Origin of the sequence: Hymenobacter sp. UYCo722 (assembly GCF_040547115.1) — a bacterium.
Taxonomy (GTDB): Bacteria; Bacteroidota; Bacteroidia; order Cytophagales; family Hymenobacteraceae; genus Hymenobacter.
In genome coordinates, this window is record NZ_JBEPPC010000005.1 from 25,208 (window position 1) to 42,353 (window position 17,146).

The following is a 17,146-nucleotide window of genomic DNA, read 5'->3' on the forward strand; positions in this document are numbered from 1 at the left end:
GTTTCATTAAAAGCTATTTATCAGTCTATTAAAATTGTTAATGTTAAGGCAATGTTTTCCTATTAATGGAAAAAAGAATAGTATAACTAGTAAAATTGATATTCATGGAACTTGCATTATAGCGGTAGGTTGAAATTATTTTTATCACGCTAAACCTTTTGGCTGACCTTTACTTAAGCCTGTCTCAAATCATTACACCTGTCTTTTTTCAATGCGGTATTTTACTCGGTATTTTTCATTTTTTGTCACAGCTCTGGGAGGAGGAATGGTGCCTTTAGCGGCCAATGGCCAAACGCCCGAGCCTGCGGCAGCCACAACGACGGCCGCTGTTATCCCAGTAACCCTAACCGGGCAGATAACGTCGGCGAATGGTGCGGGGCCGGGCGCGGCGCAGGCCGGGGCGGTCGCTACCGTTTATTACCTGCCTACGGGTACCCGCCGAACCGCAGTAACGAACGAAAGCGGGCGGTTCACGCTCACGGGGCTGGTAGCGGGCGGGCCTTACATTGTGCAAGTGCAGCAGCCGGGTTTCCGGCCCCAGAACATCACGAACGTGTACCTGAAGGCCGACGAGCCCACCGAGCTGGCCATCTCACTCAACCCGGCCACGGTAGCGGTAGGTACCCGCCGCGACGACCGTACGGCCCTCGAATCGGCGGTGCCGGTGGATGTGGTGGACGTGGCCACGCTGCTGCCCCGCGCACCCCAGACCGACCTCACGCAGCTGCTGCAATACACCGTGCCAGCCTTTAACTCGACGCGCCAGACCGGAGCCGGCGGCTCCGACCACGTGGACCCGGCCAGCTTGCGCGGCCTGGGCACCGACCAGTTGCTGGTGCTCGTGAACGGCAAGCGCCGCCACACCACGGCCCTGGTGAACCTGCTCAGCAACATTGGCTTGGGCAGCGTGGGCACCGACCTGAACACGCTGTCGAGCCTGGGCGTGGAGCGCGTGGAGGTGCTACGCGACGGCGCGGCGGCCCAGTACGGCTCCGACGCCATTGCGGGCGTGATGAACATTCGCCTGAAAAGCGACAACCGTGCCGGCAGCGTGCTGCTGAACTCGGGCCTCACGAGCGAGGGCGATGGCCTGGCCACGCTGCTGGGCGTGAACAAGGGCTTCCGCCTGGGCCAGAAGGGCTTTTTGAACCTGACGGCCGACGCCGACTACCGCGGCCGCACCACCCGCGGCTACGCCCGCAATCCGCTGGTGACGCCGGTGTTCGTCGTGAACGACCCCGCCCGCGAGCAGGCTACCCTGGCCGCCGTCGGCAAAACCTACGACGACTACGTGCAGCACAACGGCGACGCCCGGGTGCGCAACGTGCGCGGCCTGCTGAATGCCCGCGTGGAAGCCTCCGATGCGGTGGCATTTTACGGCTTCGGTAGCTACGCTTTCCGCCGGGGGCAGGCCTCGACGCCGTGGGTGCTGCCGGCCCGGCAGGCGGCCGACATCGTCGACAACCTGTTTCCCTACGGCTACCAGCCCCAGGTGAATACGCGCATCAACGACGGCGCGGGCACGGTGGGCGCGGTGCTGGGCCGCAGCGGCCCCAACCACTGGACGCTGGACCTGAGCAACACCACCGGCTACAACCGGATGACCTACGACCTGAATAACACCCTGAACGCCTCGCTGGGGGCGTCGTCGCCCACGGTGTTCGACAACGCGGGAGGATTTTCGTTTTTGCAGAATGTGACGAACGCCACCGCCAACCGCTTTTTTGACAAGGTGCTGGCCGGTACCAACGTGGCCTTTGGTGGCGAGTTTCGGTCCGACCGCTACGAGATTATGCGTGGCGATGAGCGCGCCGAGGGCGAGTACGACGAGGGCAAGGCCGGGGCCCAGCAGGGCGCGCAGGGCTTCAGCGGCTTCGGAGTGGCCTCGGCGGTAGTGGGCAGCCGCACCAACGTGGGCGCTTTTTTGGACGTGGAAGCCGACGTGACCAAGCGCTGGAGCGTGAGCGGCGCGCTGCGCTACGAGAACTACTCCACCTTCGGCTCGGCCTTTATCTACAAAGCCACGACCCGCGTGCAGGCCACCAAATTCCTGGCCGTGCGCGGGGCCTTCAACACGGGCTTCCGGGCTCCGTCGCTGCAGCAGGTGCTCTACCGCCAGATTACCCAGACGCCGGGGGCGAACGGGGTGATTTACTCCGGCATTTTCAACAACCAGGACGAGCTGACCAAAGCGGCTCAGGTGCCCGCGCTCACGCCCGAAACCTCGCGCAGCTACAGCGCCGGCCTGGTGCTGACGCCTGTGCCGGCTTTCTCGCTCACGGTCGACGGCTATCTGATTGACATTGATAACCGCGTTACGCTTTCGGGCCTACTGCGGCCGGGTTCGGGCATCAGCCCCGCGTTCGCGCAAACGCTGGCCAACAACCGCGTGAGCCAGGCCCGGTTCTTTACCAACGACCTCGATACCCGCACTACCGGCCTCGATGTGGTGGCGAGCTACCGCCACGCGCTGGGGCGCGGCCAGCTTACGGCCAGTGCGGCCGGCAACTTCACCCGCACCCGCACGCGGCGGCAGAACGTGCCGGGCATTTTCCGCAACCTGCAGGAAGACGACAACCCCACCACCAACTACATCGACCCGCGCCAGCTTTCGCTCATTGAAACCGGCATTCCGGCCAGCAAAATCCTGCTCGGCCTCAACTACACGCAGGGCAAGCTGGGCGTGGGCCTGCGCAACACCTATTTTGGGGAGGTGAGCTACTACGATGTGGCTCCCGACCCCACGGTGTACGACTTTGGTGGCTACCTGCTCGTGTTCAAGCCGCGCGTGGTCACCGATTTGCTCGTCAGCTACCAGGCCACTAAGGGCCTGGGCCTGACGCTGGGTGCCCAAAACCTGCTCAACGTGAAGCCCAACACCCTCGACGAGGCCGCCACCAACGGCCAGGCCCCGGGCGGTTTTGCCAGTCGCGCGCAGTTCGAGCAGTACTTTCAGAACCGCTTCGCTTCCCCTTCCCCCTTCCCCTCGAACCGCGACGTGTACCCATACGCGCCGGTGCAGATGGGCTTCAACGGGGCATTTCTGTACTTGAAGGCCGTCTACAACTTCGGCGTGTAGCCGCCGGGTCTCATGGCTGGATTTCTTCTGAAAAATGCTCTTCAAACGGCAGGAATGGGGTTTTTACTGGCGGCGATGCTGGTGGCGGGGTGCGGTAAAAAAGCCGGGCCGGCCCCGGCCAACCCCTGCAACGACCCCGCACCCAGTACCTACGCGGCGGTAATTGCGCCCATCGTGGCCAAAAACTGCCTCGACTGCCACGGCAGCAGCGTGTACCAGACGCTGGGCGGCGGCAACGACTATAGCACCTACGCCAGCTTCACGCGCCTCTCGCCCGCCTACCTGCTGAGCAGCGTGCGCCACGACCCCGGGGCCGACCCCATGCCCAAGGGCCGCGCCAAGCTCTCGGATTGCGACATTGCCCGGCTGCAGGCCTGGGTGGATGCCGGCCGACCCAACAACTAGCCCAGTCCGTTTCGCTACGAAAACGACGCCAAGTGCCGGATACGTCCGACCTTTGGCGTCGTTTTCTGTTACCCCCGCCACCCGCCGCCATGCACCTCACCGACTCGCACGCCCACCTCTACTCCGAACAATTCCGTCCCGACCGCCTCGATGCTTTGCGCCGCGCCCAGCAGGCTGGCGTGCGCACCATCGTGATGCCCAACATCGACCACAGCAGCATTGATGCGATGCTGGAGCTAGAAGCCGAGGCCCCCGAAACCTGCTTTGCCATGATGGGCCTGCACCCGTGCTCGGTCACGCGCGGCTTCGAGCAGCAGCTGTACGAGGTCGAAACCTGGCTGGGTCGCCGGCCCTTTGCCGCCGTGGGCGAGGCCGGCCTCGACCTACACTGGGATAAAACCCTGCTGGCCGAGCAGCAGCAGGCGCTCAAAATTCAGCTGGAGCTGGCTAAAAAGCACCAGCTGCCCATCGTGCTGCACACCCGCGAAGCCTTCGCCGAAACCGTAGCCCTGGTCGAGGCCGCGCAGGATGGTACGCTGCGCGGCGTATTTCACTGCTTTTCGGGCTCGCCCGAGGAGGCCGCGCAGGTGGTAAAGCTTGGCTTTATGCTGGGCATTGGCGGGGTGGCCACCTTCAAAAACGGCGGGGCCGATAAGGTGCTGCCTAGCATCGGACTGGAGCATTTGCTACTCGAAACCGATTGCCCCTACCTGGCCCCGGTGCCGCATCGCGGCAAGCGCAACGAGCCCGCCTACCTGCCACTGGTTTTGCGCCGGGTGGCCGCGCTGCTGGGCCGGCCCGAAGCCGAAGTGGCCGAGGCCACCACGCGCAACGCGGCGGCGCTGTTTAACCTGTAGCCAGCTAGGATATAAAAGAGCCCCGTTCGGGCCGTCATCGTTCAACGATGGCGGCCCGAACGGGGCTCTTTTATATCCAGCCGCTAGGCGGGATGAAGAATGTGAGAGGGCTGGTATCTGGCGGAAGGCCGTGGGTTTAATTCAACCACACATCGGCTACGCGCTCGAAGCGGTGGGCGGCGAAAGCGCCGTAGGGCCGCTCGGCATAGAAGCCGAGCACATGCACCTGCGGCTGGCCGGTATGCACATGGGGCAGCACGCGCACCGAGTACACGCGGCCCATCTCGGGCCAGTCGCCAGCGTAGTCGGCCGGGCGTTGCGCGTCGTTCACGCAACGGGCAAATTGCTGCACGGGCAGCGGCGTAGGAAGCTTGACGTTTGACATACCCAAAGATAATCGTTGTGAAGTAAAACTAAAAATTTTGGTAGTAATTATTATAGCTCTTTGCGAAGAATTAAATCGGATTTTAAGCCCGATGACGTGAATATTCCGTGATTATACCCTATGTACGACCCAGCGCACTCAGCGGATTGAGAGAAGGGGGATGAAACAATAAGCTAAACAAGTTAGTAAATTGCAGCCCGCTATCTTCCAATAGACGCGCGGCCTGCCCAATGCTTGCATCACTCCACGATTTTATTTCGGCCTCCTGCCTGCCTACTCGCGAGGTGCCCCTGTTTGGTTGCCTCATTCCGGCCGGGTTTCCATCGCCGGCCGACGACCACCTCGACCCCACTTTCGACCTCACGCACTTCCTGTTTCGCAATCCGGCGTCTACTTTTTTGGCCCGTGTCAGTGGCGATTCGATGACCGGGGCGGGCATTCATCCCGGCGACTTGGTGGCCGTGGACCGGGCCCTGCGGGCAGTCCACGGCAGTATTGTGGTAGCGGTGGTCGAGGGCGAGCACACCATTAAGCGGCTGCAGCTGCGGGCCGGCGCACCCTGGCTGGTGGCCGAAAACAGTCGCTATCCGCCGCTCCCCGTGAGCCCCGAAGCCGGGCTGGTGGTATGGGGCGTGGTGACGCACGTAATCCATTCGCTGGGCAGTGGGTCGGTGTTCGGAGTGAAGTGAGCCGCTGGCCGCCGGTGTTTCCCATTGCGGCCTAGCCCGGGTCTCACATTACTCCAAGATGGTGGTTGGCCCTTGGCCGCCGCTGCTTTAATCGATTAAATCCGGCCGGGTTTTGCCGATTCTGAGCTTTTTCGCTGCTATTATGTTTGCGCTCGTCGATTGCAATAATTTTTACGTCTCCTGCGAGCGGGTTTTCGCTCCGCGCCTCGAAGGCCGACCCGTGGTGGTGCTCAGCAATAACGACGGCTGCCTGATTTCGCGCTCCGACGAAGCCAAAGCCCTCGGCTTTGCCATGGGCGAGCCCCACCACTTGGCCCGGCCGCGCCTGGCCCAGCACGGCGTGCAGGTTTTTTCGTCGAACTACGGCTTGTATGGCGACATGAGCCGGCGCGTGGTGCAGGTGCTGAGCAGCTTCGCGGCTGGGGTCGAAGTGTATTCCATCGACGAAGCTTTTCTGGATTTCAGCGGCATGCACCTGCTCGCGCCCGACCTGTTGGCCTACGGGGCCGAAGTGCGGGCCCGGGTGCGGCAGCAAACCGGGATTCCGACCTGCGTGGGCATCGCGCCCACCAAAACGCTGGCCAAGCTGGCCAACCGCCTGGCCCGTAAGCAGGGCACCAGCGGCGTGGTGCTGCTCGACACGCCGGCCCGCTGGCAGGCCGCCCTGGCCGAGGCTTCGGTAGAAAGCATTTGGGGCGTGGGCCGGCGCTACGCCCGCAAGCTGCTGGAAATGAATATTACCACCGGCGCGGCCCTGGCGGCCCTGCCCGAAGCCTGGCTGCGCCGCCACCTGGGCGGCGTGGTGGGCCAGCGCTTGTGGCGCGAGCTGCACGGCCACGCCTGCCTCGACTGGAACCCCGCCGAGTGGGACGAGGCCGGCGAGCCCCTGGCAGCTAATGGAGCCGCCCGCCACAGCGTAACCTGCACCCGCTCCTTCGGTCGCCCCCAGCACGAGCCCGCCGCGCTGGCCGAAGCCGTGGCCACCTTTGCCGCTAAAGCCGCCGAAAAGCTGCGCCGCCACGGCCTGGGTGCGCATCTGGTCACCGTCATCCTCGGTACCGATAGATTCGCGCCCACCGGCGGCCCCAGCACCCACACCGCCTGCGTGACCCTGCCCGCCGCCACGGCCGACACCAGCCGCCTCACGCAAGCTGCCCTGCAAGGCTTGGCGCGCCTGCGGCAGCCGGGCACGGCCTACCACCGCGCCGGTGTGCTGCTGAGCGGTTTGGAACGGACCGGCGAGGTTCAGCTCGGCCTGTTCGAGCCAGCCGCTGCGCCCGTGCCGCCGCAGCGCGCGCAGCTCATGGCCACGCTCGACCGGCTCAACAGCCAGTTTGGCCGGGCGGCGGTGCAGCTGGCAGTAGCAACTGCCGGGAAGCCGAGCGGCCGGCCGCCGGCCTGGGCCGGGCGGGCCGCTTACCGCTCGCCCCTCTACACCACCAGTTGGGAGGGGCTGTGGCAATTGAGCTAATGCGTCGTAACCCAGCCTCGAAACGTACGGATTGGTACTGGCTACCGCACTTCCACGGTCTCGCTCACTACCGCGCTCGTGCCTTGCACCCGCAACAGATAAAGCCCCGGGGCCAGTCCTGAGAGACTAATAGCCGCCGCCGCGCCGCTGGCTGGCTGCCGCCGCACCAGCTGCCCCAGCGCATTATGCACCCGGATTTCCCGCAGGCCAAAGTCGGGTGATATTTCTACGTGCAGCAGGCCGGTGGTGGGGTTAGGGTACACGCTGAACCCGGCTACGGCCTGAGCCGTCCGCGTGGGCAATACCGTGGCATAAGCTGCCGCCGCCGCATCGGCCGAGGATTGCAGCTGGGCCAGGGTGGAGGCGGCCAGCACGGCAAAGGCCACGGTGGCCGAGTCGCCGGGAGCCAGGCGGGCCAGGCGGGTGCCGAGCACTTGCATCACGTCGGAGCCGTTGGGTAGGCCGGCAGTGCGTTGGGCGCGGGCAGTGCCGCTGCTCAAAGTCCGGAATTTTTCGGCTGCCGAGAAGCCGTCGGCCAGGCGCACGGGGCTGCCGGCGGGCGCGTTGCCGTCGATGGAATACACGGCTGGCGGGCCGCCGCGCAGCAGCCGGAGGCCCGCGTAGGTACCCGGCGCGGGCGTGGCCGGGGGCGGCAGTTGGCCCAGCGCGTAGGAGTAGGCCAGGGCACGCAGGCTGTCGTAGGCCGCCGCGTTGTGGGCCGCCCCGTCGGGCGTGGGCAGGTCCCAGTCGGCGAAAATGCCGGCGTAAAGAGGCTTGAGGGTATCGGCGGTGAGGTTCTTGAGCGAGTATTCGAGCACCACGAAGTCGCGGCGGCCGGGCGTAGCCCAGGCGTAGGCGCGCTGGCGCACAGCCACGCCCACGCTGCGCGCCGCCGCCCCGGCGGCCGGAACCGAGTCCTGAAATGCCACGCGGGCTTCCTGGTCGGCGCGGGGGCCGGGCTGCTGGCGGGTGGCCTGGCGCAGGCTGAAAAACGACTGCCGCATTTGCCCCCGGCTGCTGCGCAGGCGGTCGGAAACGCGGGTGGGCGTGGTGGCCAGCAGCAGCCCGCCTTCGCTGAGCAGGTTGCCGCTGCCCCGGTAGGTGAGGCCCGCGCCCACGGTGCCGAAAATGTTGTCGTAGCCCAGGTTGCCGCGGCTGGTGAGGGTCAGGCGCAGGTCGTTGGCGTCGAGCACTACGTAATCGGGGTTCAGAATCAGGTCCACGTACTGGTCGAGTTGGAAGCCGCCGGCCGCCGTGAGGCGGTAGCGCAGCGTAGCCCGGGTGTTGAGTGGAATGCCGCTGGCGGCCACGGCCAACCGGAAGGGCGCGGCCGCGTTATCGGCCCGGCCCAGCGTACCCAGGTTGCCCGCCGCGAAGCTGGCCGCCGTCACCGTGACGTAGGGCGAGAGCGAGGTGAGCGTAACGCTGAGGCCCGCCACCGGGGCCAGCAGGTTCTGCACGGCGGCCGTCAGGCTAATGATTTCGCCGGGGGCGTAGGCGGCGCGGGCCGGCGCGAAAGCGCTGCTCACCACCCGTGCTTCGGTGAGGTTGGCGCGGGTGAGGGCGGCTAGCACGTTGAGGCGGCCGGTGCCCAGGCGGCCGGCCCAAGCGGCGTTGGCGGGCAGCGCGTCGATGTTGTCGGTGGTCTGGCGCAGGCGGGCCGCCACCTGGTCGGCGTTATAATTGGGGAACTGCCGGCGCACCAGCGCCGCCGCGCCCGCCACCAGCGGGGCGGCAAACGAGGTGCCGCCCACGGCCGTGTAGTCGTTGTCGGCCGGGCCGCCGCCGTTGGCCAGGTGGTAGCCGTAGCAGGTAAGAATGCTGATGCCCGGGGCCGTGAGGTCGATGCGGTGGCTGAAGGTGGCGTTGCTCGCTTTGGTATCGGTGTTGTCGACGCCCGACACGGAAATGACGTGCTGGTAGCTGGCGGGGTAGAAATCGAGGTCGGCGTTGGTATTGCCGGCGGCGGCCACCAGCACGGCGTCGCGGTTCACGGCGGCGTAAGTCATGGCATCCTGCTCGAACTGCGAGTAGCCGCCCGGTCCGCCCCAGCTCATGTTGATAACCTGGCAGCCGTGGTCGGCCGCGTACACCACCGCCTCGATGCCGGCAAACGTGCCAGTAGGCGTATTGGGATAAATATTCAGCGGCAAAAAGCGGCACTGGTTGCCCAGCCCGGCAATGCCCTGGCCGTTATCGACGCGGGCGGCGGCCACGCCCGCCACCAGCGTACCGTGCACGATGCTGATGTCGTAGCCCGGGTCGTTGTCGTTGTTGGCCAAATCCCAGCCCGTGAAGTTGTCGACGTAGCCGTCCCGGTCATCATCGATGCCATTAATGGGGTCGGCGTAGTTGTGCTTAATCTGGGGGGCCAGCTCGACGTGGGTGAGGCGCACCCCGCCGTCGGTGATGCCGATGACGATGCTGCTGTCGCCGCGCGTGATGTCCCAGGCGTGGTAGGCCTTAATCTGCTTCAGATAATACTGGCTGGCCGTGAGGCTGGTGAGCGTGGAGTCCGCGAACGGGTCGTTGGGCTGGTACTGCGGCTGGCGGATGTAGAGTGGCTCGACGTACTCGACCGCGCCGGTGGCCAGCAGCACGGCCCGGGCTTTATTCAAATCAGCCGCCGTGCGAAACTGGTAAATTTCGCGCAGCTCCACACTGCCGGGGCGCTCACCGCTGGGCGGTAGCGCGTGCGGGAATTTTTGGGTGAGCGGCCCGGCCCCCAGCGTTTGCAGGGCCGTTTCGAGCACCGCCAGCGACTGGCCGGGGCGCAGCTTCAGCACCAGCTGGCCGGGAACGGTGGGCGGTACTGACTGGGCGCGCAGGGGGGCAGTCAATCCAATTAAAAACAGTAATAAGAATGCGCGTAACGTGTTTTTCATCAGGCAAAAGAACCGGTGAAAGGAGATAAGTAAAGCTACTACACTACGAAAGGCAGGAGGGTTCGGACTGCGGCCAGTTGGGCCTAACGAGAGACGGGCGATAGGGGGGACGTCATGCTGAGCGAAGTCGAAGCATCTCTACCGCGCAGTGTAAGCCAGTCAATTAGATTACTGCAGCGGTAGAGATGCTTCGGCAGGCTCAGCAGGACGTTCCCATTATCGTTCTGGATGCTTTACTCCAACACGCCCCGCCGCATCTGGCCGCTCGCCGTAACTTGCGGGGCGGCCCGGCGGCCGCGCCAAATCTTCCCAAATCAACCCGACCCACCCCCGATGATTAACAAGCACCAGGCTACCCTCGACGCCGCCGTGCAGGCCCTGCATGGGCGCACGTTCTACGCCGCTTTCCCCGAAAACCCCTCGCCCGACATCTACGGGGCCGATGCCGACGCGCAAGGGCGCGAGAAGTTCGCCGCCATGCGCGGCCAGCATTTTACCGAGTTGCAGCAGGGCGAGCCCCAGGGCTGGGCCGGCCAGGAAGAGTCGCCCTACGAGCAAAAGTCGCTCGATATCAAATACCCGTTCTACCAGCCCGAAACGCTGGTGGCCAACGCCCAGGCCGCTTTTGGCGAGTGGCGCAAGCTGAAGCCGGCCCTGCGCGCGGCCCTGCTCACGGAGGCGTTGGAGGGCATGAAAAACCGCTTCTTCGAGATTGCCTACGCCACCATGCACACCACGGGGCAGGCCTACATGATGTCGTTTCAGGCCAGCGGCCCGCACGCCGCCGACCGCGCCCTGGAGGCCATCGCCGCCGGCTACGAGGAGCAAACCCGTTTCCCCGAAGAAACCCGCTGGGAGAAGCCCATGGGCAAATACAGCATCACGCTCAACAAAACCTGGCGCGCCGTACCCAAGGGCCTGGCCCTGGTCATCGGCTGCTCCACGTTCCCGACCTGGAACACGGTGCCCGGCATGTTTGCCTCGCTCGTCACGGGCAACCCCACCATCATCAAGCCCCATCCCAAGGCCGTGCTGCCCATTGCCATTGTGGTGGCTGAGGTGCAGAAAGTGCTGAAGGAGAACGGACTGAACCCCCACATCTGCCAGCTGGCCGTGGACGCCGACGACCACCTCATTGCCAAGGAGCTGGCCGAAAACCCGGCCATCAAGCTCATCGACTACACCGGCGGCTCGGCCTTCGGCGAATACATTGAGGGCCTGAAGGGCAAAACCGTTTTCACCGAGAAAACCGGCGTCAACAGCATCATCATCGACAGCTGCGACGACCTCGACAAAGTGGCCCAGAACCTGGCCTTCTCCGTGAGCCTGTACTCGGGCCAGATGTGCACCGCGCCCCAGAACTTCTTCATCCCGGCTGCCGGCGTGAAAGTGGGTGATGCAATGGTGCCCTACGAAGACGTGGTGCAGAAAATATCGGCCGCCGTCACGGGCCTGGCCACCAACCCCAAGGCCGGCCCGCACGTGTTCGGGGCCATCCAGAGCGAAGTAACGCACGACCGGGTGAAGCAAATGGCCCTCGATGGCGGCCGGACCATTCTGGCCCACGGCACCATTGAGAACCCGGTGTTCCAGAACGCGCGCACCTGCTCGACCAGCATCCACGAAATTGGCTCCGATAACGTGGAGCAGTTCAGCCAGGAGCTGTTCGGGCCGATTATGCTGGTTATCAAGACCAAGGATACGCAGGAAAGCATCCACCTGGCGGCGCAGCTGGCCCGCGAGCACGGCGCGATTTCGTGCGGCGCTTACACCACAGATTCGGCCATCAAGGAACAGATTATGGACGAGATGAGCCTGGCCGGCACGCCCGTCAGCTTCAACCTCACCGGCGGCATCTACGTGAACCAGAACGCCGGCTTCTCCGACTTCCACGTGACGGGCGGCAACCCCGCCGGCAACGCCAGCTTCACCAACCCCGAGTTCGTCATCAAGCGCTTCACCTGGGTGGGCTTCCGCGAACCAGTAGCTTAATCAATGCGCAATCATCAATGAGCAATAGGCTGCCGGAACGCATTCCCGACATTGCTCATTGATAATTGCGCATTAAAAAAGGCCCGCCACTTCGGAAGAAGCGGCGGGCCTTTTTTAATGCGCTTTGGCGAACTTATAGGGGTGGCCGGCCTTGGCGGTTAGGGCCTCATACTTTCGGTGAGCGGAAAGGAAACCCGGTAAGGGCTAAAGTGCTGCCGCCTTCGGGAGCTTTGGCTTCGTTTACCCGCGTGGTATCAGCTTAAAATCCGGGGCAGGCCCAGCTCACGGGCCAGGGGGGCCGCGCCCGACTGCCACAAGGCGGCCAGCACGGCGTTGGCGGTCTCGGCCAACTCGAGGTGGTAGTCTTCGTGCAGTCTAGCGGTTTGTTTCAGGACTTCGTGGGTGCGTTTGGCCAGGTGCTGGAGCAGGGGTTGGGTGGGGCCGTGCAGCCGGGCCGTGGTGGCCGCCTGATGCTGGAACACGTTGTGCAGCAGCCGCCAACTCAGCTCGATTTCGCCGAATACGTCGCCGGTGATTTTGGCGTGGTAAGCCAGCCGGGCCTGCAGCTGCCGCACAATCACGAGCAGGTCGTTGGGCGTGGGGTGGAAGCCGCGCACCGGGTCGTCGACCTGGGCGCGCAGGGCCGCGCGGCGGGTTTCGAGGGCATCCGGGCCTTCGAGTAAGCGGAAAGCGAGCTGCTCGGTAAGCACGGCATCCTGGGCTACGAGGCGGGTGAGGAGCTGGTCCTTTTCTTTCTGAGGCAGGTCGAGCAGGGCGTGGCGCAAATCGGGCGAAAGGGGGGGCATAACGGAAAAACCACGCCGGGCAGCAGCGCCCGGCGGCAGGTAGCCAAGATAGCAGCCCGCTGGCATTGGCCGGAGTGTCAAGTAACCATAATTGTTAAAATATAAAAGCATTTATTTTCTTATATTCAATAAGCTTTCAACTATTTGCGTCTGCCCATGATAATACCCCTACAAATTAGCCGCCGCCTGCTGCTGCGTTTCTTGGGGCTGTTGCTGGCCGGGGCGCTGGATAGCTGCCGTACTGCTGTTGGCCCGGCAGTGGGGCCATCTGCGGTTGCCGCCGCCGCGCCGGTGAGTGGAGTGGTACCGGGCGTGCCCACGGTGGCGGCCTGCATCGCGGAGTGGCTCGATACTTTGCGTCCCGCCGATGCCCTGCGCAACCTGCGGAGCGGGGCGGCCGTGCGGGCGTTCTACCGGCTGGCCGGGGAGCCCGCCTGGGGTAGTGCCCCGCCCGCCAATACCCTGGGCGCGCCGGCCCGGGCAGCCCTGGCGCTGCTGGCCCGGGCCTACGACTACGGCCTGCTGCCCCCCGACTACGGCCTGCCCGGCCTGTTGGCCCTGCGCGATTCGCTGGCCGCGCCCGCCGCAACCGAACCGGCCGGCGGATACCAATCGCGGCTGGCCCGTTTCGATGTGGCCCTGACCGATGCCGTGCTGACTTTCGCGCACGACCTGCGCCACGGCCGGCGGCACCGCCCGCAGCAGCCGGCCGTGGCCGTGGCCCAGCTCCGCGCCGCCGTGGCCGATGGCACGGGCCCCCAGGCGCTGCTGGCCGGCCAGCCCACCAACTGCGAGTACCGCCAGCTGCAGCTGGCGCTGGCGCAGTGGCTGGCCCAGCCGCCCGGCCCGCCCGATTCGGTGGTGGCCCGCCACCGCAGCCGCTTCGAGCACATCGCCCTCAACCTGGAGCGCTGGCGCGCCGAGCCCATCGCCGAGCCCGAATACCTGCTGGTGAACATCCCCGCCTTCGAGCTGCTGGTGATGGGACACGACACCGTGCAGCGCCGCCATCGCGTGATTGTGGGCAAACCTGCCACGCCCACGCCCACGCTGCGCAGCCGCATCAAGTACTTCACGCTGGCCCCGGTCTGGAATGTGCCATACTCCATTGCCAGCCAGGAAATGCTGCCCCGCCTGCAGGACGACCCCAGCTTCCTGGCCGCAAGCGACCTGGCCGTGTACGATGGCCGCCACCAACGCCGCAACCCCTGGCGCATCGCCTGGCGTGAGGTGACGGAGCAGACGTTCAGGTACACTATTCGGCAGGAGGCCGGGCCGCGCAACGTGCTGGGCAACTTCGTGTTTCACTTCCCCAACCCCTACCTCGTGTACCTGCACGACACGCCCGAGCGCTACCTCTTCGCCCAGGCCGACCGCGCCCTTAGCCACGGCTGCATTCGGGTAGAGCGCCCGCGCGAGCTGGCCGCCTGGCTGCTACGCCGCGAGGGCAACGCCACGCCGCTGCTCACATCCGCCGAGGCCCGTAAGTCTCCGCCGCAGGATGTGCTGTTGCGTCGGCCGCTGCCCATTTACCTGCGCTATGCCACCGTCACGGCCGAAAACGGCCGCCTGCGCTTCTACCGGGATATTTACGGGCAGGACCAGGCGCTGCGGGAGGCGCTGTATTGCCCGTAGGCAGCTGCATGCCCGGAGCGGGGCTGGACTTTTAGCCATCTTACAACCTTACCGGCACTAGTAATAGCCGTGCTCGAAATTCCAAAGTGCGTCCTGCCAATGGCGGAGCCGGGTGCGGTAGGAGGCTGAACGGTCGGACGATGATGGATAGGGACGAATGGGGGGCTGGTATCTAAAACCGGCCGCCGCGGGCATTATCTCCTGGCGGTGATGGGCCAGGGGCGATACCGTGAAAGCATAAAAAGTAATGGGCTCTTTCCTGATATCGAAAGCGTACTTTTTGATGTTAAACCGGGCCATGGTATTCAATAGAAAAACCAGTTCCGCGAAAGTAGCCTGTGGGCCCAGCCGCACGCGAAGCCGTTGGTCGCGGGAGGGCGTGGCCCGCATGGCGGCGGCCTGGCCGGTAATACCGGCGGTCCGCCACGCATCGCCAGACTGGCTGCCATCGAGGTAGGAGTCGTACCACTCGTGAAATTCTGGGAGTTTTTCAGGTTCGAAGAAATAGGCCAGCGCACTGTGTCTGGCCTGCAGTGTCGGCATCGTCAACTGCATAGTGCTCCGCCGCGTCAGCCGCTCCTGCCACGGGCGCAGCGCCAGGCAGCCCACTAGCAACAGCCCCGCCAGCGCCAGTAAGCCCGGGGGTAGCAGCAGGCAACGGCGGTAGCGGCGGGGCAAGTGGAGATGCATAGAGCGAGAAGCGAAGTGCCAGCGCAGCAAGCGCGCTGCGGCTAATGGCAACGCAGTAAGGCGAGCAAAAAGTACGCGGCCGCCCAACAATTCGCGTATGCCGGCGGTCTGCCTCTCCCGTACCTGTTTCCCATTATGTCGTTTCGTTTCCTTGCGCTGCTGGGGTTGCTGCCGCTACCTGCCCTGGCCCAAGCGCCCACCGATACTGCCCGCGCCGTGGCCCTGCCCGCCGCTACCGTCACCGGCTACGGCCAGCAACTGCCGCTGCGCCGCACCGCCGCCGCCGTGGGCGTGCTCAATGCCCGCACCATTGAGCAGTTCAGCCCCGCTGCGCTCACCCAGGCCGTGAACACGCTGCCCGGCGTGCGGCTCGAGGAGCGCGCCACGGCCAGCTACCGGCTCAGCATTCGGGGCAGCACGCTGCGCTCGCCATTCGGGGTGCGCAACGTGAAAGTGTACTACAACGGCTTGCCCTTCACTGAGGCCGGCGGCAGCACCCCGCTCAACCTGCTCGACCCCGCCCTCATTGGCCGCATCGAAGTGCTGAAAGGGCCCGCCGGCAGCGTGTACGGCGCGGGCACCGGCGGTGTGGCCCGGTTCGAAACGCCGGGCGTGGCCGCTGGTACCAGCCGGGTTTCGGTGGGGGCCACGGTGGGCAGCTACGGCCTGCGCCGCAGCACCATCGCGGCCGAAACGGGCAGCGCCACCACCAGCGTCAGCGCCCGGTACGCCCACCAAAGCCTCGACGGCTACCGCCAGCAAAGCGCCCTGCAGCGCGATGTGCTGGCCCTCGATGTGCGGACTACGGCCTCGCCCCACACCACGCTGGCCGTGCACCTGCTCTACGCCGACATCAGCTACCAGCTGCCCGGGGGCCTCACCCGGGCGCAGTTCGAGGCCGACCCCCGGCAGGCGCGGCCCGGCACGGCCGCCGCGCCCGGCACCGTGGCCCAGCAGGCGTACTACGCCTCGCGCACCGGCCTGCTGGGCCTCACGCACGCGTACCGGTTCAATGACAGGCTCGATTTGCAGACCACACTCTACGGCAGCGGGTCGGCGGTGCGCACGCCTTTTCTGGTCGATTACCAGCTGGGTACGGCCGTGGGCGGGGGTGGGCGCACGGCCCTGCGCTGGCGCACGGCCGTGGCCGGCCGGCCGCTGCGGCTACAGGGCGGTGGCGAGTTTCAGGGCAGCCTGGCCAACGGCCGCAGCTACCTGAACGTGGCCGGCACGCCCGGTGCGCTGCGCTACGACGATGACATCACGACCACCACGGGCTTCGTGTTCGCGCAGGCCGATTACGAGCTGCCCGCCGGCCTGCTCCTCACAGCCGCCGCCAGCTACAACCGCCTGCGTTACGGCATCACGCGCAGCAGCGCGGCCGCTGCCAACCCCACGGGCTACCGGTTTGCCCGCGATTTCCGGCCGGTGCTGTCGCCCCGCGTGGCCTTGCTGAAGGAATTTGCCCCGGCCCTGGCGGCTTACGCCAGCGTGAGCACCGGCTTCGCGCCACCCACGGTGGAGGAAATCCGGCCCTCCGACGGCAGCCTGAACGCCGACCTGCAGGCCGAGCGCGGCACCAGCTACGAGGCGGGCGCGCGCGGCCAGCTAGGGGGAAATCGGCTGTCCTACGATGTGAGCATATTCGACCTGGAGCTGCGCGAAACCATCGTCAGCAGCAGCACGGCGCAGGGCATTGTGGTGTTTCGCAACACCGGCCGCACCCACCAGCGCGGCCTCGAAGCCGCCCTCAGCGGCTGGCTTTGGCGCGAAGTAGCCCCGGTGCCGAATGCCCCCGACGATGGGCCGGCCACCGGCCGGGGCCTGCGCGCCTGGGCCAGCTACGCCTACAACGACTTCCGTTTCGACAGCTACCCCAGCGGCGGCGGGGTCGACCTCAGCGGCAACCGCCTCACTGGCACCACGCCCCATACGCTCAGTGCGGGGCTCGATTTCAGCGAGCGGCTGGGCTTTTACTTCAGCCCCAGCCTGAGCCACCAGGCCCGCGTCGTCCTCAACGATGCTAACACCGAGGTGGCGGCCGGCTACTGGGTATTCGGGGCGCGGGGCGGCTGGCGGCGCACGCTGGCGGGGCATCTCGTAACTAACCTCTATGCTGGTTTCGACAACGCGGCCAACCGGCGCTACAGCCTCGGCAACGACCTCAACGCGTTTGGCGGACGCTACTTTCAGCCGGCTTCGGGCCGGGCCTGGTACGGCGGCGCGCAGCTGGGCTGGCGCTTTTAGCGCAG

12 protein-coding genes are annotated in these 17,146 nt (G+C 65.6%); 8 read left to right on the forward strand and 4 right to left on the reverse strand.

Annotated elements, in window-relative coordinates:
- Positions 1-265: 265 nt before the first annotated feature.
- The 3 genes from ABIB44_RS13230 (at position 266) to ABIB44_RS13240 (ending at position 4,341) form a co-directional block, all read left to right on the forward strand.
- Positions 266-3,079 carry a TonB-dependent receptor gene (locus ABIB44_RS13230; RefSeq protein ID WP_354585119.1) on the forward strand — a complete coding sequence of 938 codons (2,814 nt, stop codon included), beginning with the start codon at positions 266-268 and terminating at the stop codon, positions 3,077-3,079.
- A gap of 54 nt (positions 3,080-3,133) precedes the next feature.
- On the forward strand, positions 3,134-3,484 hold the full coding sequence (locus tag ABIB44_RS13235; RefSeq protein ID WP_354585120.1) for a c-type cytochrome: 351 nt from the start codon (positions 3,134-3,136) through the stop codon (positions 3,482-3,484).
- A gap of 89 nt (positions 3,485-3,573) precedes the next feature.
- Complete coding sequence (locus ABIB44_RS13240; protein ID WP_354585121.1) at positions 3,574-4,341, forward strand: TatD family hydrolase; 768 nt, start codon at positions 3,574-3,576, stop codon at positions 4,339-4,341.
- Between the two features lie 136 nt (positions 4,342-4,477).
- Here the strand turns inward: ABIB44_RS13240 and ABIB44_RS13245 are convergent, their stop codons facing one another.
- Positions 4,478-4,726, reverse strand: coding sequence for a hypothetical protein (locus ABIB44_RS13245; RefSeq protein WP_354585122.1), 249 nt, complete (start codon positions 4,724-4,726; stop codon positions 4,478-4,480).
- Between the two features lie 230 nt (positions 4,727-4,956).
- Between ABIB44_RS13245 and ABIB44_RS13250 the strand changes: the two genes are divergently transcribed.
- Together ABIB44_RS13250 and ABIB44_RS13255 are read left to right on the forward strand one after the other, a co-directional pair.
- Positions 4,957-5,415: a LexA family protein gene (locus ABIB44_RS13250; protein ID WP_354585123.1), complete on the forward strand. Its 459-nt coding sequence runs from the start codon at positions 4,957-4,959 to the stop codon at positions 5,413-5,415.
- Positions 5,416-5,557: 142 nt separating this feature from the next.
- Positions 5,558-6,886: a Y-family DNA polymerase gene (locus tag ABIB44_RS13255; protein WP_354585124.1), complete on the forward strand. Its 1,329-nt coding sequence runs from the start codon at positions 5,558-5,560 to the stop codon at positions 6,884-6,886.
- A gap of 41 nt (positions 6,887-6,927) precedes the next feature.
- On the opposite strand, the gene ABIB44_RS13260 is transcribed toward ABIB44_RS13255, so the two are convergent.
- A complete protein-coding gene (locus ABIB44_RS13260; RefSeq protein WP_354585125.1) occupies positions 6,928-9,726 on the reverse strand; it encodes a S8 family peptidase in 2,799 nt (932 codons plus the stop codon).
- 273 nt (positions 9,727-9,999) lie between these two features.
- Here ABIB44_RS13260 and paaN point away from each other — a divergent pair, with 273 nt between their 5' ends.
- Positions 10,000-11,763: a phenylacetic acid degradation protein PaaN gene (gene paaN / locus ABIB44_RS13265; protein ID WP_354585126.1), complete on the forward strand. Its 1,764-nt coding sequence runs from the start codon at positions 10,000-10,002 to the stop codon at positions 11,761-11,763.
- 254 nt (positions 11,764-12,017) lie between these two features.
- Here paaN and ABIB44_RS13270 read toward each other — a convergent pair whose 3' ends face one another.
- The gene (locus tag ABIB44_RS13270) at positions 12,018-12,569 is read right to left on the reverse strand and encodes a hypothetical protein (protein WP_354585127.1); all 552 of its coding nucleotides are present in this window, start codon (positions 12,567-12,569) and stop codon (positions 12,018-12,020) included.
- Positions 12,570-12,725: 156 nt separating this feature from the next.
- On the opposite strand from ABIB44_RS13270, the gene ABIB44_RS13275 reads away from it, so the two are divergent.
- Positions 12,726-14,204: a L,D-transpeptidase family protein gene (locus tag ABIB44_RS13275; protein ID WP_354585128.1), complete on the forward strand. Its 1,479-nt coding sequence runs from the start codon at positions 12,726-12,728 to the stop codon at positions 14,202-14,204.
- Between the two features lie 57 nt (positions 14,205-14,261).
- On the opposite strand, the gene ABIB44_RS13280 is transcribed toward ABIB44_RS13275, so the two are convergent.
- Positions 14,262-14,894 carry a hypothetical protein gene (locus tag ABIB44_RS13280; protein ID WP_354585129.1) on the reverse strand — a complete coding sequence of 211 codons (633 nt, stop codon included), beginning with the start codon at positions 14,892-14,894 and terminating at the stop codon, positions 14,262-14,264.
- A gap of 135 nt (positions 14,895-15,029) precedes the next feature.
- Between ABIB44_RS13280 and ABIB44_RS13285 the strand changes: the two genes are divergently transcribed.
- On the forward strand, positions 15,030-17,141 hold the full coding sequence (locus ABIB44_RS13285; RefSeq protein WP_354585130.1) for a TonB-dependent receptor family protein: 2,112 nt from the start codon (positions 15,030-15,032) through the stop codon (positions 17,139-17,141).
- Positions 17,142-17,146: the final 5 nt, after the last annotated feature.